The organism is Herpetosiphon llansteffanensis, assembly GCF_003205875.1.
Classification (GTDB): domain Bacteria; phylum Chloroflexota; class Chloroflexia; order Chloroflexales; family Herpetosiphonaceae; genus Herpetosiphon; species Herpetosiphon llansteffanensis.
Genome location: NZ_PUBZ01000129.1, coordinates 1 through 19,334, shown reverse-complemented (window position 1 = coordinate 19,334; position 19,334 = coordinate 1). Strand labels below are relative to the sequence as shown.

At 50.3% G+C, this 19,334-nt stretch carries 15 protein-coding genes; 4 read left to right on the top strand and 11 right to left on the bottom strand.

Translation table 11 applies throughout. The features are described from left to right. The 6 genes from C5S61_RS21065 to C5S61_RS21040 all read right to left on the bottom strand — a co-directional run bounded on the left by C5S61_RS21065 (position 1) and on the right by C5S61_RS21040 (position 6,625). Entirely contained in the window at positions 1–225 is a 225-nt protein-coding gene (locus tag C5S61_RS21065) for a DUF350 domain-containing protein (RefSeq protein ID WP_201783484.1), read from the bottom strand. Between the two features lie 44 nt (positions 226–269). Beyond that, positions 270–644, bottom strand: a complete 375-nt coding sequence (locus C5S61_RS21060; RefSeq protein WP_054534191.1) for a hypothetical protein — start codon at positions 642–644, stop codon at positions 270–272. 44 nt (positions 645–688) lie between these two features. After that, positions 689–1,714, bottom strand: coding sequence for a lipid II:glycine glycyltransferase FemX (locus C5S61_RS21055; RefSeq protein WP_110518513.1), 1,026 nt, complete (start codon positions 1,712–1,714; stop codon positions 689–691). Beyond that, complete coding sequence (locus tag C5S61_RS21050; RefSeq protein WP_110518511.1) at positions 1,714–4,173, bottom strand: spermine/spermidine synthase domain-containing protein; 2,460 nt, start codon at positions 4,171–4,173, stop codon at positions 1,714–1,716. The genes C5S61_RS21055 and C5S61_RS21050 overlap by 1 nt, the downstream gene beginning before the upstream one ends. Before the next feature lie 158 nt (positions 4,174–4,331). Beyond that, a complete protein-coding gene (locus C5S61_RS21045) occupies positions 4,332–5,912 on the bottom strand; it encodes a sensor histidine kinase (RefSeq protein WP_110518509.1) in 1,581 nt (526 codons plus the stop codon). Further along, entirely contained in the window at positions 5,909–6,625 is a 717-nt protein-coding gene (locus C5S61_RS21040; protein WP_110518507.1) for a response regulator transcription factor, read from the bottom strand. Before C5S61_RS21040 ends, C5S61_RS21045 begins: the two co-directional genes overlap by 4 nt. A 30-nt stretch (positions 6,626–6,655) precedes the next feature. On the opposite strand from C5S61_RS21040, the gene C5S61_RS21035 reads away from it, so the two are divergent. Next, positions 6,656–7,075, top strand: a complete 420-nt coding sequence (locus tag C5S61_RS21035; protein ID WP_110518505.1) for a PaaI family thioesterase — start codon at positions 6,656–6,658, stop codon at positions 7,073–7,075. A 140-nt stretch (positions 7,076–7,215) separates the two neighbouring features. Further along, positions 7,216–7,920 (top strand): N-acyl homoserine lactonase family protein, encoded by a 705-nt coding sequence (locus C5S61_RS21030; protein WP_205701455.1) that lies wholly within the window; start codon positions 7,216–7,218, stop codon positions 7,918–7,920. Between the two features lie 106 nt (positions 7,921–8,026). Here the strand turns inward: C5S61_RS21030 and C5S61_RS21025 are convergent, their stop codons facing one another. The 5 genes from C5S61_RS21025 to C5S61_RS21005 form a co-directional block, all read right to left on the bottom strand. After that, positions 8,027–9,244, bottom strand: a complete 1,218-nt coding sequence (locus C5S61_RS21025) for a hypothetical protein (RefSeq protein WP_110518501.1) — start codon at positions 9,242–9,244, stop codon at positions 8,027–8,029. 69 nt (positions 9,245–9,313) lie between these two features. Continuing rightward, positions 9,314–10,009, bottom strand: coding sequence for a haloacid dehalogenase type II (locus C5S61_RS21020; protein ID WP_110518499.1), 696 nt, complete (start codon positions 10,007–10,009; stop codon positions 9,314–9,316). A 67-nt stretch (positions 10,010–10,076) separates the two neighbouring features. After that, a complete protein-coding gene (locus C5S61_RS21015) occupies positions 10,077–11,801 on the bottom strand; it encodes a double zinc ribbon and FHA domain-containing protein (protein WP_110518498.1) in 1,725 nt (574 codons plus the stop codon). 47 nt (positions 11,802–11,848) lie between these two features. Continuing rightward, positions 11,849–13,375, bottom strand: a complete 1,527-nt coding sequence (locus tag C5S61_RS21010) for a serine/threonine protein kinase (RefSeq protein WP_110518495.1) — start codon at positions 13,373–13,375, stop codon at positions 11,849–11,851. Between the two features lie 160 nt (positions 13,376–13,535). Continuing rightward, entirely contained in the window at positions 13,536–14,864 is a 1,329-nt protein-coding gene (locus tag C5S61_RS21005) for a Stp1/IreP family PP2C-type Ser/Thr phosphatase (RefSeq protein WP_110518533.1), read from the bottom strand. Positions 14,865–15,028: 164 nt separating this feature from the next. Here C5S61_RS21005 and C5S61_RS21000 point away from each other — a divergent pair, with 164 nt between their 5' ends. Together C5S61_RS21000 and C5S61_RS20995 are read left to right on the top strand one after the other, a co-directional pair. After that, positions 15,029–17,662, top strand: a complete 2,634-nt coding sequence (locus C5S61_RS21000; protein WP_110518493.1) for an FHA domain-containing protein — start codon at positions 15,029–15,031, stop codon at positions 17,660–17,662. Positions 17,663–17,664: 2 nt separating this feature from the next. Next, positions 17,665–19,314 carry an McrB family protein gene (locus tag C5S61_RS20995; RefSeq protein ID WP_110518491.1) on the top strand — a complete coding sequence of 550 codons (1,650 nt, stop codon included), beginning with the start codon at positions 17,665–17,667 and terminating at the stop codon, positions 19,312–19,314. Positions 19,315–19,334 lie beyond the last annotated feature (20 nt).

The following is a 19,334-nucleotide window of genomic DNA, read 5'->3' as shown; positions in this document are numbered from 1 at the left end:
TTAGGTTGCCACTGCCATAATTACAATTGCGGCCAAGGCAATTGTTACCGCAGCCATCTGAATTGCAGCAGCAACATTGCCACGCTTAATCTCTTCACGATAATCAATTGGATCAAGCAAATCGTAAAGGCGCGCGCCACCGTAAAAAATCAAAACGCTGACGAGTGTCCAACCAATTGAGGCGGCAATCCGGCCCAAAAGTGGCAAAATGGTTTCAGAGGACATGCATGCTCCTTAACTATCAAGAGGGCTTTATCCAGCATGAGTGCTTAGTATTTACCTGGTGGGCCTGGATCGCCTGGGGCATTCCAATTGGCGAGCCAATCTTCCATCAATCCGGTCAAGACCGCCCGAAAAACCGGTGCGCCCTGATTTTCCAGATCGTTGCCAGCAAGGGTTGCCGCCAGCTGCACAAACGAACGTAAATCGGCCACGTCATCGGGCAATAGCCCAGAGACGTTTTCATTTTCGCGCCAGTCGCGCAACACAATACCCAAGATGATTTCGGTTGCTGCTGCCCGCGTTCCATGGCCAGCATGGTTGGGCAATGCAGTGACAACTTGACCAGCAACGGTTTGGGCTAGGCCCGCAACCAATTGGGCTGTGTCTGGCGGAATCCGGCCAAAACGTGGCGGTTGAGTCATTAAGCCTCCTCGGAAGCACTAAAAGGCATCCTTACACCAATTAACTATGCCAATTCGCGCACTGCCCGAATAATGACATCGGCTAATTGTTCGGTGAAATAATAATCATATGCGCCAATCAAGGCGATTGCTTGCCCACCAAAGGCCCGTTTGAAGCGCGAAAAGCCAGCAAACGGATGATGGGGATCGCCAGTTGGTTCAAATCCATAAAAATCGTAACAGCGACAGCCTACATTGCGGGCGTGTTGAATCGCAGCCCATTGCAAGGCGTAGCCTGCCATTTGTTCACGCTGTTGGTTGCTAATGCCACCATATTGATAGACCGCCCGCTGCCCATAGGTAACCAACAACATGGTTCCCAAGGCTTGGCCAGCATATTCGGCAAATAACAAATGGGCATGGCCCAGCGGAGCAAGCGTCGCCAAGAGATCGTTAAAATGATCAATCGGCTCAACATAGAAATCGTCGCGCTCGCCAGCCTCATCCATCAAGCTATAAAATAAGGGAATATCAGCCAGATCGTGCGAGATGCGGACGGTTACGCCGCGCCGCGCCGCCAAGCGAATATTGTAGCGACCTTTGGGTTTCATCGCCGCCAACAAGTGTTGTTCGTCAGGCTGCAAATCCAAATACAGCGTTTCGCGGGCCAACATATCGACTGGAGCACGCCGCCAATCGCGCAGCAAATTGGGTGCTGGGCGTTCAAGCCGTGGCTCGATTCGCAACCCAATTGCCCCATAATCGCTGGCATGCGTTTCGGCGGCTTCGCGCAATAAGCGCAAGCCTTGGCGAGCCAACACTTGATCGTGCCATGGCAAAATTGGCCCATCAGCAGCGATTAAGTTGCTGCCAACGCCGCTTTGGGCAGGAATCGTGCACAGCATGCCGCCAATTAATTGCTCAGCCTCAAACAAGCCAAAATGCACAACCTGCAAGCCGCGTTGCTGTTTGAATTGGCTCCACACAAGGCTTTGCATCACGCCGCCAGCAGGGTTGGCTTGCACTAAAGCCTCCCACTGCTGGCCCAACTCGCTGGCAATCGTTAATTGGGGCAGAATCGCAACCTGCATTATTTCAAGCTCTGCAAAAACTTCTTGGCCGCATTGTCTTGGTTTGGCAATGAGCTAAGTTGATCGTTCAAGACCTGAATCAGCTGCTCAGTTCGCGCAATATCATCGTTGGTACGGCGCAACGCTTCGTCAACCCGAATTTCTGTTGTGCCGTAATCGACAATATCGCTTGGGCCATAGCTGCTTTGAATCGAGGTATACTCGGTTTTATCTGATTTGAGCAAGCTCAGATCGCTTTTGACGCTAGCTAAATCGGCCTCGATGCGATTTTTGATTGCCGCATAATCAGTTGTTTGCTTAGTCAAAAACGGAATCAAGACCTTGGTGCGAAACTCATCGGGATACGGCTCGTTCAGCGGTTGAGTTAAGGCGCTATCGCTGTACCAGCCAGTTTTGTTGAGATAGGCCTTGCTACCATCGGGCTGCTCTAAGATTGCCAACGTGCCTTCAGCATTCATCCAAACGCTGGAGAATAATTGAAAGCCACCAGCAGTTGGCGCAACCCGAATCGCTGGCTGATTAGCAGGAATCGAACCCAAGCTTTTAATTGCTTGATCAAGCGTGCCACGGGTTTGCACAATGTTGTTCAATTCTGCTTGATCATCATTGCGCCATGGCACAAAACCCGCCCAACTGACCCAATCGATCCAATCTTGTTTGGCTTTGACGCTGCCATCAAGCCCACGTCGCTGACGATCAAGCTCGCGATGAGTGCGCCAAACCAAGGCTTCGTCGCGTTGCAAAAACACAATCGGCAAGCCATCTTCACTATCAACAACCGTCATCACTTGGTCGGCAAGCAAAAGATACGCTTGGTCTGTCAAGATAATTACGATTTCTCCATTAGCCAAAATATCGGTTTCAGGAGTTAAACGATAGAGTGCATCGCCTTCGTTAGGATCTTCGCTTGGGCGTTGATTGCGGTTGTAGTTGCGATACGAACTGCCACCATAATACGAGCCATAGTAGCGATAACGGCGGGTACTCGGAATATAAGTACCATATTCATCGACTGGCCCTCGCCCTTGTCCATAGGTTGAGCTTGAAAAGCCGCGACCTTCGACCGTTGAAGGCGGCGCTTGCACCACATCATAGGGCGAGTTTGTGCGCACCATCGATTGGCTAGAAGTCGCGCCCGAACCAGCCGAAGTATCGCCTTTGGCATAGCTTGTATCTGGGTGCAGCAAGTTGGCCAAAATAATCACCAAGGCAATTATCGAAACGATGCGCAAGCCCCGACTAAGCAACAATTGCGGGTTTTCCCATGTGCGCTGAAGATGGCGGCGCAACAAGCGCAATTCGGCCACCAATTTGCGAGGCAACTCACGGCTACGGCGCAGCAAGGCTTCAACCAAGCGCCGCAAATCGAGCGAATTGAGAAAGCGCAATGGGTTGGCGATAAATTCAGCGACCATACTGCGCGTTTGCTCGGCCCGCAAGGCTGGCATCACCTGCACAACTTGCTCAAAGACTTGGCTTTCATCAAGCCCTTGATCAGCCTGCAATGCTTGCTGAACCGCATTCGGCATCAGGGTTGGGCTAGTATGCGGCTTGGGCAGCGGCGCTGGATCGTGCACAAAATCAAGCGAAGTCCAATCGGTGCCGCTGGCCTCGTCCCAGGTTGGCGCGAATAAACTATGCAACAACGCATCGCTGGCAAGTTTGGTTGGTTGGGCGGTGGTACGTTTTTCGGCCAATGCAGAAGGGAAGGCAAAGGCGCGTTTAAGCTGCTCGCTATCGTGCAAAAACTCGCGTGGCTCAGCCAAGATCAAGTGATCAAACTCGCGGGGACGAAACGCTTTACGGCTGCCAACGAAAAAGCCCCAATCATCGCCATAGCCAGCCTCGGTAAACGAGGGCAACGAAAAACGATACGGCTTCGGATTCAGGTTGGCAGTCCGAATGCTGTTGTAAATCATCCAATAGGCGACTGGCGTTTGCGATGGTGAGGCTGCATTAACCGCGATAACACCCTGAGGATGCAAAATATAAGCCAACTGCTGATACCAATCGATGCTCTGCAAACGCGCACCAATCTGATCGCGTGGCACGGTAAAATCACAAATAATTAAATCGTATTCATCTGCTGCCTGTGCCGCCTGATCGACGAATTGAACCGCATCGCAGACATGCACCTTCAAGCGGGGATTGGTCATGGCATGCTGATTCAGCTCAGGCCATTCATTTTGCGCCAAATCAAGGATGGTTGGGTCATAATCGACCAAATCAATCTGCTTAATGGCTGAAGATTTGAGCAATTCGCGGGCAACAAAGCCATCGCCACCACCACAAATCAACGCTCGGAGTTGGCGTTTGGGGCGGCGTGCTTGGGCTAAGGCGAGCGCAGGCAAGGCCAAAAGCTCGTGGTAAACCCCTTCATCACGGCTATCAAACTGCAAATCGCCGTCAATATAGACGGCAAGGGATTGATCGGAGCGCTGATCAAGGACAATGGTCATGGTTGTTCTCCATACAACGGGTTTGCTGGGGTTGGTACGTGGAATGCTCACTATAGGTTACAGAGTTCTAGGCAGCATGTCAATATACAAAGCCGCTATTGGCCAGAACTGTAGGCATATAGGAGTCTAGGAAGATCCTGCAAACACTGGCTTGGAAGTTAGGCTTTGGGGAAACGAATGCAAAAGCTGGTGCCAACGCCCAGCTGGCTTTCAACCGCCACCGAGCCACCCATGGCTTCACTTAATTCTTTGACCAAGGCTAGACCTAAGCCAGCGCCTTGATGCTGTTCGTTGGCCTGATCGTTAGCGCGATAAAAGCGCTGCCAAATTGAATCAAGCTCGGCGGGGTCGATTCCAGCACCAGTATCGCGCACATAAATCTCAATCTGGTTGGCATGATTCAATGCTTGCACCACCACCAAGCCACCAGGCGGGGTGTAGCGCAAGGCATTATGCAACAAATTGCGCAAAATTTGCTCAAACCGTTGGGGATCAATCAAGGCTTGATCAAGCTCTGCGGCACACTCTGCCAGCACATCAACCCGCGATTGTCGCCATGCCAAAGGCTGCACTGTCTGCACAATGCGAGTAATTAAAGGTGCAAGATCATGCGCTTCGCGGTTGAGCGTCAAACGGCTAACTTCGCTGGCCGAAAGCAAAAACAAATCTTCAATCAATTGTTGTAAGCGCAGCGTTTCGCGCTCCATCACCAGCAAATCGCGCTGAATCTGCGGCTTTAATGCTTGTTCTGCCTGCAAGCTCGATTCAAGGTAGCCGCGCATGGTCGCAACTGGCGTGCGTAGTTCATGCGAAACGCTGGCAACCAAGGCCCGCCGATCATCAAGCAAGCCTGCAACGCGATCGCGCTCGGTTTTCAAGGCATTGACCGTCGTATCGAGTTGTTCGGCCATGGCATTGAAATTAGCTTGGAGCTGAGCAATCTCATCATTGCCATACACCACAATTCGCGAGCTATAATTGCCCTCGCGTAGCGCAGTTGTCGCCATTGCCAAGGCCTCAATCCGCCGCATAACCCGCCGAATCAGCATATACGAAAGAATCATCGCCACTGGCAAAAATATAAACAGCCCGACGATCATCAGTGCTCCATAGATCGAACCCAGCAACGAATATTGCACGACATTTTCAATCAAGAATGTGGTCGAATTATCGGAGTTCGCCAACTCATTGCTACGCATATAAATCGAAAGCCCAGCTACGGTAACGCCAAAAATCACCATTAATACAAAAACAATGGTTAATTGATCATGGGTCAACGTCCAGAGCAACGAACGTTTGCGCAAGCGATTCCACCAACGCCAGAGCCACATCAAGCATCGTGTTCCAATAAATGTCACATTATGTATACTAAAAAAGAGCAGCATATCGGGAAACGCTATATAAAATTCATCAGCCCATGCGCTCATTGGCCGCGAAAGTTCATACCACGAAACAAAACTCCCAAGCAGAGTCACACTGATCAGTGCAAGCACAAATGCAGCAAACTCAAGCAGCAATTTACGCCAAAAGCCACCTTCAGCGAAAGCCAAGCTCAAGCCAAACACTACAGCGCCAATGCCAATAATAAAAAAGCCGCCATTCATCAAGACATACACATCAACTGGCAGCCACTCAACAATCAACAACAGGCTACCTAAGAACATGCTGTCGAAGAGCAGCATATACAGCCAAGCGCGCCACAGCCCTGCATGTGCATACCAACGCAACCAATAGTTCATCGTGGTGCTTCCGCTTGCAAGCGATAGCCAAGGCCCCAAACTGTTTCAATCGCATCGCCAAAATCGGCCAGCTTTTTGCGCAAACGCAACATGGCATTATCGACCGAGCGATCGCCGCCAACATAGCTTTGGCCCCAAATGGTATCAAGCAAGTAGTTGCGGCTAAATGCGCGGCCTGGGTTGCGCAATAATAAATCGAGGATGGCAAACTCAGTTGGAGTCAAATCTAGCTCTTGCTGGCGCAAAGCAACGGTATGCAAATGCGGGTCGAGCACTAATTCGCCATAGCGCAAAACTTCGGTTGCTGGTTGCACATCGGCCTGCAACAGCTGCTGAATCCGCTGGTCGCGACGCAACAACGCCCGCACGCGAGCAATCAGTTCACGCATGCCAAATGGCTTGGTCAAATAATCATCAGCACCAAGCTCCAAACCCACCACCAAATCGGTTTCTTCGCTGCGCGCCGTCAACATGAGCACAGGCGTAGATTTGGTTTGGCGAATCGTGCGCAAGACCTCTAGGCCATCAAGTTGCGGCAACATCCAATCTAAAATAACCAAATCTGGTTGATGTTGCTGGTGTAAACTTAAGCCTGTACGGCCATCAGCAGCATGCCAAACTCGATAGCCCAAATTGCTGAGTTCGCGCACGAGCACGTCGGCCAAATCAACAGCATCTTCGATCACCAAAATTGTCGGCACATGCTCAGCCATCGCCAAATCCTTCTGCTATGTGAGGTTTCAATGAGTGACGATTTAACCGCCATTGGGCAACAAATTCTTGCCAGCCAACCCTTCAGCCAATTGCTCAAAGCCCAGATTCGTGAGTTTCGCCAAGGCTATGCAGAATTATGGCTGGCGATCAGCCCTGAGCTAACCCAACAATTTGGCTTTGTTCATGGCGGCGTGCTCAGCTATGCCGCCGATAACGCCCTGACCTTTGCCGGTGGCTCGGTGCTTGGCATGCAGGTCGTAACTGCTGAATATAAAATCAATTATGTCAAACCAGCCCAAGGCCACGAATTAATTGCCAAGGCCAGTGTTTTGAGCAGCGGCAGTCGCCAAGCAGTCTGCCACTGTTTGGTCTATTGTCGAGACGATCAGGGCGAATACTTAGTTGCAATCGCCCAAGGCACAATTATGACACTCAGCAGCAAACGCTAGCTTGCGCATAACGCTACCTCAATACTATACCGAGAATTACACAGCCACGTCAATTCAAGCATTGACAAACAATAGCACATTTGGTCTAATCTTCTTCGTAATGAATAGAATAGGATTGACCACTTTTCGCGGAGGAAATGATGATGAGTCAAAATACGCCACAGCGTTTATACCTGATGCAGGTTGGCGATATGCCAGAATATCAGATTCCAATCGTGTGCTATCTGGTGCAAACGAGCGCTGGCCAGAATATCTTGATCGATACTGGGCTGCCCGAGCTTATCCCTGAAGAAGCAGCAGATTTTGCGAATGGGCAGGATGTGATTGCGCAGTTGGCCAGCATTGGCCTCCAGCCAGACGACATTGATACGATTATTTCAACCCATTATGATATTGACCATGCTGGCAGACACGCGCTTTTTCCCAACGCTCAATATATTGTGCAACGAGCGCATCACCTCGATGCACAGAGCAACCCACGCTTTGCTGCCAATCGCGCGCAATGGGAGCAACCAAACGAGCGGATTCGGCTGGTTGATGGCGACACCCAATTGCTGCCAGGGCTCGATTTGATTGAAACTAGCGGCCATGTGCCTGGCCATCAATCGGTGCTGGTGCGACTGCCACAAACCGGAGCAGTGCTCTTGCCGATTGATGCTGTAGCCTTCAGTGCCGACTTTATCCGTGATAAAGCTGATGCAGACAATCCCGATGCAGCTGCAATTCAAGCTAGCACGATTAAATTGCTTGATCTAGTCGAGCAAGAGCAGATTGGGCTCGTGATTTTTGGCCACGACAATCAGCAATGGCAATCCCTCAAAACACTCCCAGATTTTTATGCCTAAACTGGTGTTCTAAGCTAAAAATCGTACTTTTGGCGCTTAGCAAATAATAGTAGCATCAAGCCTTTGTTATGATATTTTCATTTCATAGCAAAGGCTATAATATTCATCAAATCGCAAATTCCCCTTCTTTTGTAGTATAATCTTTTGAATAAACATCTTGATGAAATTTAATCATATTCATAACAATATCAAAAATATACCTATACCCATTATCAAATAAATATATCTTTTTATCTTCAATATTTTTAATACATTTTTTATAAATCAAAGATAAATGTTTAATATTATCGGTAACTCTATCCATCACTTCAAAATGATTCATTTCAATATAAATATTAAATAAAGCAGTATTATACTCATTAAATAGTATATCTTTATATAGCCTATTGAATGGTAATTCTGATGCAGTTCGCAAGAACCATTCAATCCAATTTTCATTTTCCATTATCTTATTATCAAGTAAATGTTCAAAACAACTTTCTATTTCTTTTGAATTATTTTCCAAAAAATACAGACCCAAATCATTCAATAATCTTATAACTATTGCCGCATCATAAATTATTGACAGAATATATGCATTATTAAAAACTTTATTTAGTATATTTTTACTGTTATATATTTCTGTATATATATAAATGCAATATTGAATTGTTTGATTAACCATTATAGTTTCCGATTGTAATCTCAAAACTTCTTCTATATTATAATATTTATTCATAGAAATATCATTTAGCGAATTATATCTTCTAATAATACTTTTTTTGTAGCCACTTAAATCAATATTATTAACTACATTAAAGCAGCTAATTATATTCATATATATGATGATCCATGATTCATTCTCTATAGCAACTTCTTTATTTATCACTTTATAACTATCGAAAATCCTACTGTTATCTTTTGATAGGTGATTAGATATAAAGTCAAATTTCTCAAGATTCATCAAACTTATTTTATCGATACCATTGTTTAATGATTCGATCATAATATCATTAACTACTTTTATAATATTCCCACCTTCTATTTTATCTTTATTAATACAAATATTATCAGATACAATCTCATAAACTTGATATATCATCAAATCAGATATTTTTTCATATAAAGTAATAATTTTATCATCATACTTATCATTAAATACAAACATATAACTATATAGCTCTATCATTTTTAATATTCCACTTTTTTGTAAATAATCATCTTTTATGTGATTATTACTGTCCATTATCCATTTATGGAAATCTCGAATCGAGCTATCTGGCATAGTATCAACGATAAATTTCTGGTATTTATCATTGAATATATTGAATAAAAGATTTTTCATATAAATATCGTTCCTCTAAATCATCACAATTACCAGCACTATTGTTACTGATAGTGCTGGCAACACGAATTAACAACCCAAGGCATCGGCCAAGGCAGCCAAGCTTGGCACAACCAAATCGGGCTGAGCTTCGGCAACAGGCGTTGCCCCAAAACCAGGGTTGGCATAGCGGCGATTGACCCAAACCGTATTGAGACCAAGCTGATTGGCTGGCACAATATCGTGGAACAAGCTTTGCGCCACATGCAAAATTGCGCTTTGCGGCAAGGCCAAGCGTTCAAAGGCGCGCTGAAAATTATTTAATGAAGGTTTGTACGATTGCACTTGTTGCGCCGTAATAATCCAATCGAATTTCAGGCCCAAACGTTGCTCCGAAGCAGCAAACAAATCATCATCAACATTCGAGATGATGGCCAATTTATAGCGTTGTTGCAAGCGTTGCAATGCTGCTGGCGAATCGGCAAAAGCTGGCCATTGCTTGACCGATACGCCAAATTCTCGACATTCTTCGGCAGTTGGCGTGAAGCCCAAACGCTGGCCAAGCTGCTCGAGCACGGTTGCAACTACGGTTTTATAGGCCAAATATGGCCCTGCTTCAAGCGCACTTTCCAGCTCGCCATACAATTGCAAGGCAGCTTCTTGCTCGATATTAACCTCGTAGCGAGCAAAAATTGGCTCAAGCGCCGCCCACAAACCAGTTTCCCAATCGATCAAGGTGCCATAACAATCAAAGGTTAACACCTGAAATTGAGCTGGATTCAACATCAGCATCCTCCCAATACAAAAAACCCGCGCTTATCAACACCGATAAGCGCGGGCCATCAATTCACAATTAATGCAAATGCAAGGTCACAACAACTTTGCCAAATTGCAGTTGGTCGCCATGGTTGACTGGAGCAGGCGCATGGGGAGCCAATTTTTGGCCGTTAACTTTTGAATAGTTGGTGCTATTCAAATCTTCCAACGTCCAATTGCCGCCAGTGTTGTGCAAGCGCGCGTGCTGGCGACTCACGCCACCACCCTCGCCGCCATGGTTGGTCAAATCGACCTCAGGATAGATGCCGCTAATTGGGTCTTCGCGGCCAATCACATAGATTTGCTTATCGGTTGGCAGATTGAGCACCACTTGGCTGCCAGTCACCACTAAATGCGGCGTAACTTGAGCTACTGGTGCAACTGCTGCTGGAGCCGACCATGCTGGCGCTGGTTCTGGCGCAGCTGGCGTTGGCGCAGCCCATGTTGGCGTAGCTTCAACCGCTGGAGCAGGCGTAGCCACAGGTTCGGCTGGGGCAGCTGGCACTGGTGCTGGTTCGCTAGGAGCAGCAGCTGCAACCGTTGGCGCATCGTAGGTGTTCACTGGAGCCGATGGAATTGGCGGCGCAACAGGAGCTGCAGGCGCAGCAGGATTACCACCGAGCAAGGCGGCCAATTCGGCTTCGGCTTCGGCCAAGGCATGCTTGCTTTCTTCCAAGCCAGCTGCGATGTGGGCAGGCAAGGCGCGGCCAGCATAGCGCGCTGACATTTGCTCGAACATCGCCAAGTTATCTTGGTGTTCGGCAATTGCCGTTTCTAAGCGCTCGACTTCTGCTGGGTCGGGCAAGGTCGCTGCTTGGGCAGCCTCGGCAGCGGTTTCAGCAGCAGCTTTGGCGGCAGCTTGCGCTTGATCGAAAGCAACAAGCGCTGCTTGGGCTTCGGCCAAACTGGTCTTGGTTTCTTCAATCCCAGCTGCAATGTGGGCAGGCAAGGCACGGCCAGCATAACGCGCTGACATCTGCTCGAACATCACCAAATTATCTTCTTGTTCGATAATCGCTGCTTCGAGTGCTGTTCGTTCGGCGGCCACAGCCTCAGCGTCAACTGCTGGAGCAGCTTCGACAGCTGGTTCTTGGCTAGCGGTAACCACTGGCTCATCTTCGTAGAGTGGTTCTTCAGGCGCGATCAGCACTGGCGCAGCCTCAGCAACTGGCGAATCGAATGGTTCTTCGGCAGCAACAGGTGCAGCTTCTACTACAGGAGCAGCAACAGGCTCCTCGGTTGCAGCCACGACTGGCTCGGACTCGTTGCTTGGCGCTGAAAACGGTTGTTGTTCTTCAATTGGCACAGTTGGCAACTCCTCATCGGGCGCAACATTGGTTAATTCGGCTAAATTTGGCTCGGCTGCTGGCACTGCTGGCACACCATCTGGTGGCGTAACCGCTTCGCTAGCGCTTGGTGCAGGCGTTGCAACTGGCGCAACATCAACCCCAACGGCAACCGCTGGGGCTTCAAGCGAAGCCCCACATTGATCGCAGTAGCGATCGCCTGGTTGATTAATATAGCCACATTCACGACAGTTGAGCGAACTTGCCGCTGACTCCACTTGAACTGGTGGAGCAGGAGGAGCTTGATCGGCTGGTACAAACATCGTTGGGGCATCATAGCTTTGATCAGTATGCAAATCGGAAACTGCCCCAACTTGGGTTGCTTCTTGACTCATTGCAGGATCGAGCCGTGCGCCACAATATTCACAAAAACGGTTGCTACCATCATTCGTATGTCCACAGCTTGGACACTTCATACTTCCTCCTTCGACAAGGGAGCACACAAGAACGCAAAACAAAGACTTTAATATTTATCTGAGATACTACCTATAATTCCCATCACCACACAGGCTAAGACCATCGCCACCGTTGCAAATATTAGGCCGCGAACTGCCTGCGAACGACCTTTGCGCGAATCGCGAGTGGCTTTTAAACTCACCGCAACAATACTCACAATTAATGAGACAAAGCCAGCAAACCCGCCAAAGCTTGCCATTAACAAGGCTGTGTCATAACCCATATCTTCATAGAAAAAGCCGCTAATCACCATAATGAGGCTTAAAAAGCCCATAACTTGCGCGGTTTGGGCAACGCCCGTGGTTTTGGCTTGCGGGACGCTTGCAGCTTGCAAATGGTGCGTTGCTGGATGCATCGGCGGCGCTGGCGGGCTAAACGGTTGGGCATAAATCGGCGGTGCTGGCGGCGTATATGGCTGAGCATAGGGTTGCGCCACTGGCGGCCCATAGGGTTGCGAGCCAGTTTGACCATACAGCTGCGAGCTTGGCTGGCCATAGGGCTGCGAACCAGTTTGACCATACGGTTGCGAGCTTGGCTGGCCATAGGGTTGTGAACCAGTTTGGCCATACGGCTTTGAGCTTGGTTGACCATACGGCTGCGAAACTGGTCGCGCTTGGGCTGATTGCGCATAGCCAACATTGGGCAAGGCCGAAGTGCTTGGGCGTTGGGCCACATACACATCAGCACTCTGTTGCGAAGCATTGGATAGGGCGCGGCGCAACGCGACCATTGAAGCAAAACGCGTTTGCGGATCATGGCTCATCGCCGTCATCAGCACCGAACTGATCGCCTCAGACACTGCTGGGTTGATCGTATGCGCCAGCGGCACATTGAAAGGCTGGGCAATTGGGTCGTGGCCAGTCATAAGTTGATGCAGCAACACGCCCAAGGCATAGACATCAGAGCGCGCATCGGTTTGGCCCGTGCCATATTGTTCAGGTGCAGAATAGCCCATTGTGCCAAACGCTTGCGTATCTTGCGATTGACCTGGCTTAAACAAACGCGCAATCCCGAAGTCAATCAATTTCACTTGACCTTCGGGAGTACGCATAATATTGGCAGGCTTAAGATCGCGGAAGACAATTGGTGGGGTGCGGCTGTGCAAATAGTGCAGCACCTCGGTCAGCGGCTCGGCAAACGCCACCACATCAGCGACCGGCCATGGCGGTGGACTATTGCGCAAAATACTGGCCAACGTTTCGCCGGGCACAAACTCCATCACCAAATACTCGCGCCCGTGATCGCTAAAGTGATCGGTCACACGCGGCAGATTGGGATGGTTCAAACGCGCCAGCAATTTTGCTTCCTCATGAAACGATTTGCGGGCGCGCTCGCGCTCATCTTCTGTTTTGAGCAGGGCCGTACTCATCTCTTTGATCGCGCAATCAATATCAAGGCGCTGATCGTAAGCCAAATAAACAGCCCCCATGCCGCCTTGGCCAAGCCGTTGTTTGAGCAAATAGCGATAGCCCAAAATCAACTCAGGGGGCAAGGCACCTGTTTTTGAGTTTTCTTCAGATAACAAATCGCTCATGGAGAAAATCCTTCGTATCAGCAACTCAGCGCGATTATAGCACGATGTTGCGCTCAAAAGCGCCCAGAATCGTGACAAAACGATCAGAATGTGATCGCTGGCGTAAGGCCGTCACAGCATAAGACGCGTTCAATCTTTAATTAGTTTCAGCCCCAAGCCACTAATGCTGCTGGTTGGCACGCTCTTCGGCAGATAACAGCACCACCGTTACATTATCGCGTGCTCCACGGCTATTGGCAATAGCAATCAAGCTGCCACAACATGCTTGCGGTGATGACGCTTCAAAGACTGCATCGCGCAATTCTTCATCCGAAAGCTCGTTAATCAAGCCATCGGAGCAGAGCAACAGCCAATCGCCAGCCTCAAGCGGTTGCTCGGTCATGTCCGATTCAACCGTGGCTTCGACTCCAACCGAGCGATAGAGCACATGGCGACGGGGATGGGTACGCGCTTCCTCAGGCGTTAGCTCGCCAATATCAACCAAGCGCGCCACCATCGTGTGATCGACAGTAATTTGGGCGATTTGTTGGGTCTTTTCGCTGACTCCTTTGCGGTTAATCAGGTAGACCCGCGAATCACCAACGCTGCCAATCCAGGCTTTTTCGCCAACGACCAAGGCCACCACGACAGTCGTGCCCATACCACGCAGTGATGATTTTACTTCTGCTTCGCGAAAAATCGTGCTATTGGCCGCAGCAATTGCCGCCCGCACCACATCGCGCCAGCCATCAAAGCTGTGATCGACGTTACGGCTATAATCGCGCAGATGATTGACAATGGTTTGGCTGGCTAAGGCGCTAGCCCGTTCGCCACCCTGCGCACCGCCCATGCCATCGGCCACCAAACAGCAGATCACCGGCGTGCCATCACGCAAGCGAAACTGCTCGACCAAGGCAGAATCTTGGTTGACTGAACGACGCGTACCAACATCGGAAAGCAGGCCAACAGTATAGCGAAGTGTTTGCGACATAGGCTGGACCTTTTCTGCATTGGCCACCAACGGATTACCGCAGGCAATGCAATAGCGTGCATTGACTCGATTGCCCTTGCCGCAGCGCGAGCAGCCAAGCGGAAAGCGGCGGGCTGGCGTTAATGTGGTGGTAATGCGAATTGTTTCGCGGCCTTGAGCCAACTGATGACTAACGCTCCCAAGCGCTTTGCGCAACTCTTCAATACTTGTGATGGCTTCTTCTCGCGTTGCCTCACCAGTTTGCAGGCGCATCTGCCACCAATCAACGCCAGCATGCACCATCTGTTCCAATGCTCGCAGGCTTATCTTCTCGCCTTCAAGCTGGATTCGGCGTGGTGCTGGTAAAACAACTTCTTCATAATCCATCGGCTCAGCGGCCACTGCTGGTTCTGGTGCGACTGCCGGCGGCGTTGCGACGGAACGCAACGGAAACCCGCAATGACGGCAGAAACGCGCCGTTTCTTCAACCAGACGATGACAGCGTGGGCATGGAGCGCCAGTAGGCGTTGCAAGGCTCATTCGAGCAACCTCCCATTCGGCAGGAACGGTTGTGGTCTGGAGCAGTGTGCTATAATGCGCGTGTTTGAGTCTGCTCACATGCTGCGATTATAGCACAGCCCTTCATCCATGCCACTAGATAGCGTTAATCGTGCTGCATGAAGCTTGGCATTTAAGGGGGAATGATGACACGCTGTATTCACTGCGGTGCTGCCATTCAGCCTAATACAAAGTTTTGCCCAAGTTGTGGAAAAGCCCAACAGGCCGCACCAAACCAAGCCAGCCCAGCCTTCGGCGGTGGGGCTACCACCATCTTGCATTCCTCAATGGCCTTTTTAGAGGTGCAAGAAACCGGGCAGGCTCCCCGCCAGATTCCATTAGCCAATCAGCCAGTAACCTTTGGCCGCAAGCCCGACAACGATATTATTGCCTCGTCGCGCTTTGTTTCATCGCATCACGCGCGCATCGAGCCAGAAGGCCAACGCCACGTTATTGTCGATCTTGGCAGCACCAATGGGCTGCTGTTCCAAAGCCAACGTGTGCCGCGCCATAGTTTCAACGATGGCGATTCGGTGCGGATTGGCGACCCAGTTACTGGCAACTTTGTTACCCTAACCTATCGCAATCAGCAGGTTGCCACGCCACCAGCAGAGGTTGGCCATGTCAGCCGCTTTGATTTGAGCAATAAGCCAGCGGTCACAATTGGCCGCGAAGGCTCGGCGCTCAATTTGCCCAATCCCCAAGTCTCGCGGAACCACGCTGAAATTCGCGCTATCCAAGGCGGTCACGAAGTACGCGACCTTGGCAGCACCAATGGCACGTTTGTCAATGGCAACCGCATCACGGCAACCCGCTTGAATCGCGGCGATGTGATTCAAGTGGGGCCATTTAAATTGGTCTACGATGGCAATTCGCTTGATCAATTCGATCAACGCGGGGCTTTGCGTATCGATGCGCATTCGTTGGTGCGTTTGGTCGGTGGCAATCGCGTCATCCTTAATAATGTGTCGCTGGTAATCGAGCCACGCGAGTTTATTGCGCTCGTTGGTGGCTCAGGCGCAGGCAAATCAACCCTGATGGGCGCGCTGTCGGGCTACAATCGGGCCAACAAAGGCGCGGTTTTAGTCAATGGCGACGATTATTATGCCAACTTCGATGCCTATCGCGCGATTTTGGGCTATGTGCCACAAGATGATATTTTGCATAGCAGCTTGCCAGTTGATGTGGCTTTGCGCTATACCGCTAAGTTGCGGCTGCCCGCCGACACTGCCAGCAGCGAAATCGAAACCCGCATCGATCGGGTGCTCAAAGATGTTGAGATGAGTGCTCATCGTGGCAAGCAAGTTAATCAGCTTTCTGGCGGCCAACGCAAACGGGTTTCAATTAGCTCCGAGCTATTGGCCGACCCCAGCTTGTTCTTTCTCGATGAACCAACCTCGGGGCTTGACCCGGGCCTCGAAAAGAAGATGATGTACACGTTGCGCCAATTGGCTGATTCAGGGCGCACGATTGTCTTGGTAACTCACGCCACCGCCAACATCACCCAATGCGATCATGTGGTGTTTATGGCCGACGGGCGCATGGTTTGGTTTGGGCCACCCAGCGAAGCTTTGAATTTCTTTAATGTCACGTCTGGCGATTTTGCCGATATTTACACCAAACTTGAGGGCGATGCCGACCCGAACCATCCTTTAATTACAACTGAGTTGAAGCAAGAATTTGAGACATGGCGGCAACACAACAACCAAGTGCGCCAAGTGCCACGGCTCTCTGAGCTATGGGAAATTCGCTTCCGCAACTCAGAGGCCTATCGCAAATATATTTGGGAACGGCTGCAACGTGCGCCCCAAGTGCCAGTGATGACACCGCCGCAAGCGCCAATTCCACAAGCGGCAATTCCAGGTGCATACCCAAATCAAGCAAGCACCTCGATTCCAACATCGGCGGCTTCGGCAGGCAGGCCCAAACCGCCGCCAGTCTCAGCAATGCGCCAATTTGGCATTTTAACGCGCCGCTATTTGCGTTTGATCGCTGCTGATCGGCGGAATTTGGCGATTCTGCTGTTGCAAGCACCAATTATTAGCTTAATTTTGCTGTTGGTTGCCAAAGCCGATGCCTTGCACGACCCGCGTTACGCCGATGCGCGTATGATTCCGTTCTTGCTGGGCGCAGTTGCGGTTTGGTTTGGCATTTTGAACTCAGCGCGAGAAATTACCAAAGAAGGCGCGATCTATCGGCGTGAACGCTTGGCAAACCTCAAAATCGTACCCTATCTGGCTTCAAAAGTTGTCGTGCTTTCCGGCTTATGTCTCATCCAAAGCGTGATCTTGATGGTGATATTAAACTTCAAGGTCGATTTCGACATTGGAGTAACCCATGCGCCGTTTGGGGTTTGGGGCGGCTTTTTAATCACCACCTTCCTGACATCGCTAACGGGCTTGGGCGTTGGTTTGTTAATTTCGGCCTCGGTTAGCTCATCGGATAAAGCCATGAGCATCATTCCGTTTGCGCTGATTCCGCAAATTGTGTTTGCGCTGGCCTTGTTGCCATTGCCTTCAGCCTTAGCCCCGCTTTCGTTCTTCGTGGGCAGTCGTTGGGCGATGCAAGCGTATGGCTCAATTGGCGGCTTAACCGAGCCATACGACACCGGCAAGTGTGTCGGCCCGCCGCTACCGCAAAACTGCGAAGTCTTTCCGACGGTCAATTATTCCTATAATGCTGGCTTTATTTTCTTGACTTGGTTTATTTTGATTGCCTATACGCTGGCATGTTTTGCCTTGACGGCGTGGTTGCTCAAACGCCGCGATAAGGAAGCCTAGTTGTGAGCCAAAACGAGCCAATGCAATGGAATGCAGCAGCATTGCAAAGCTTGCAAATCGAGGGCGTAAACGAGCGTTGGAATGCAGTGCAGGAGCAGTTGCATCCAATTCTCGTCGCCATCACCGAGCAACTTGCCAACGCTGCGGCCCGTCAATTTCCCAACACCTGGGGCTTGTACGAGGTCAGCGCCAAATCGGTTAGGGCAGTCAATCGGGGCCGCCAACGCGATCCAATCGAAGATTATCATCTGGTGATTGATCGGCCACCACGTGGCTGCCATATTTACCTTGGAGTCAGCGGCAGCGAAGAACGAATTTTGGTTGGTATTCAACTGTGGAATAAGCGCAAACGTGAATTGGCGGCGGTTTGGGATCGCGGGCGGGTGCTGTGGGAGCCATTAATCAGCAGTTTGCCCGATGTGCGCTACACTCGTGGCGAGCATAGCGAGCAGCAACTTTGGCTCGATGATTATCTCGCCAATCGCGCCAGCAATTATTTGTGGGCTGGCTGGAGCTACCCATGGCAGCAGGCGCTGGACGATAGCCAGCAGTTTAATCAACAATTGATTAACCATATTTTGGCCTTGCTACCGCTCAACGAGGCAATTATGGAAATTGCCGAAGAAGAGTGGGAATTGCCACCGAGCCATGTGCGCGAGGCGCGGCCAAGTTACGCTACGGGCTTCAACAGCCCAAGCATCGAGGAAATTAGCGCCAGCATTCGCCAACGTGGCTTTATCTATCCCGAGGCGGTGTTGCGCTCCTACCACATTGCGCTGCAAACCAAACCGCTGGTGATTTTGCCCGGGATTTCGGGCACTGGCAAAACCCGTTTGACGCGAGTCTATGCTGATGCTGTGCATCAAATCGCGCCGCACAGCGATAATCCCTATTATTTGGCGGTGGCGGTGCAGCCCGATTGGCATAATGCTCGCGATTTATTGGGCTATTTTAATGCGCTGACCCAAACTTTTCAGCCAACGCCAACCTTGCGTTTATTGCTGCGCGCCGCCGCCGATCCGGCCTATCCCTATTTTTTATGCCTCGATGAGCTAAATTTGGCGCGACCAGAATATTATTTAGCGCCAATTTTGAGTGCGCTCGAAACCGCCGAACACATGATCGATTTGGGCATTCCGCAGGAAGTAGCCCAAACCGTTGATGGCGAGAGCGTACGCAACCCGCTGCGTTTGCCCTTGAATGTGCATATCATTGGTACGGTTAATGTTGATGAAAGCACCTTCAGCCTAAGCGATAAACTGCTTGATCGGGCCAATGTAATCGAGTTGACCGAAGTCGATTTGCTGGCTTGGCGCAGCAGCTATCGTCGCCCGTTTGATGCTGCTGCATGGCAAATATTACTTGAATTGCAGCCTATCTTGGCGGGCCTTGGCCATCCATTTGGCTATCGGGCGGTCGAAGAAATTGGCCGCTATTTGGAAGGAGCCGAGGGCATTATGCCGCTCAACACGGCGCTCGATTTGCAAATTAAGCAAAAATTGCTGCCAAAATTGCGCGGCGACGATAGCCAACGCTTTCGCAATGGCTTGCACAGTTTAGCCCAAGCACTTGCAGCCTATCCCCAATCGCAGGCCAAAATTCAATCAATGCTCGAACGCCTCGATCGCGAGGGCTTTGCTGATTTTTATTAACTGAGGGATCGGGGGCTGGG

What these genes read in the sequence shown, in the direction of transcription:
- C5S61_RS21045 (WP_110518509.1), bottom strand. Translation starts at nt 5,912, where the DNA reads ATGAACTATTGGTTGCGTTGGTATGCACATGCAGGGCTGTGGCGCGCT.
- C5S61_RS21010 (WP_110518495.1), bottom strand. Translation starts at nt 13,375, where the DNA reads ATGAGCGATTTGTTATCTGAAGAAAACTCAAAAACAGGTGCCTTGCCC.
- C5S61_RS21050 (WP_110518511.1), bottom strand. Translation starts at nt 4,173, where the DNA reads ATGACCATTGTCCTTGATCAGCGCTCCGATCAATCCCTTGCCGTCTAT.
- C5S61_RS21000 (WP_110518493.1), top strand. Translation starts at nt 15,029, where the DNA reads ATGACACGCTGTATTCACTGCGGTGCTGCCATTCAGCCTAATACAAAG.
- C5S61_RS21025 (WP_110518501.1), bottom strand. Translation starts at nt 9,244, where the DNA reads ATGAAAAATCTTTTATTCAATATATTCAATGATAAATACCAGAAATTT.
- C5S61_RS21065 (WP_201783484.1), bottom strand. Translation starts at nt 225, where the DNA reads ATGTCCTCTGAAACCATTTTGCCACTTTTGGGCCGGATTGCCGCCTCA.
- C5S61_RS21040 (WP_110518507.1), bottom strand. Translation starts at nt 6,625, where the DNA reads ATGGCTGAGCATGTGCCGACAATTTTGGTGATCGAAGATGCTGTTGAT.
- C5S61_RS21030 (WP_205701455.1), top strand. Translation starts at nt 7,216, where the DNA reads ATGATGAGTCAAAATACGCCACAGCGTTTATACCTGATGCAGGTTGGC.
- C5S61_RS21015 (WP_110518498.1), bottom strand. Translation starts at nt 11,801, where the DNA reads ATGAAGTGTCCAAGCTGTGGACATACGAATGATGGTAGCAACCGTTTT.
- C5S61_RS21055 (WP_110518513.1), bottom strand. Translation starts at nt 1,714, where the DNA reads ATGCAGGTTGCGATTCTGCCCCAATTAACGATTGCCAGCGAGTTGGGC.
- C5S61_RS21005 (WP_110518533.1), bottom strand. Translation starts at nt 14,864, where the DNA reads ATGAGCCTTGCAACGCCTACTGGCGCTCCATGCCCACGCTGTCATCGT.
- C5S61_RS21020 (WP_110518499.1), bottom strand. Translation starts at nt 10,009, where the DNA reads ATGTTGAATCCAGCTCAATTTCAGGTGTTAACCTTTGATTGTTATGGC.
- C5S61_RS21060 (WP_054534191.1), bottom strand. Translation starts at nt 644, where the DNA reads ATGACTCAACCGCCACGTTTTGGCCGGATTCCGCCAGACACAGCCCAA.
- C5S61_RS21035 (WP_110518505.1), top strand. Translation starts at nt 6,656, where the DNA reads ATGAGTGACGATTTAACCGCCATTGGGCAACAAATTCTTGCCAGCCAA.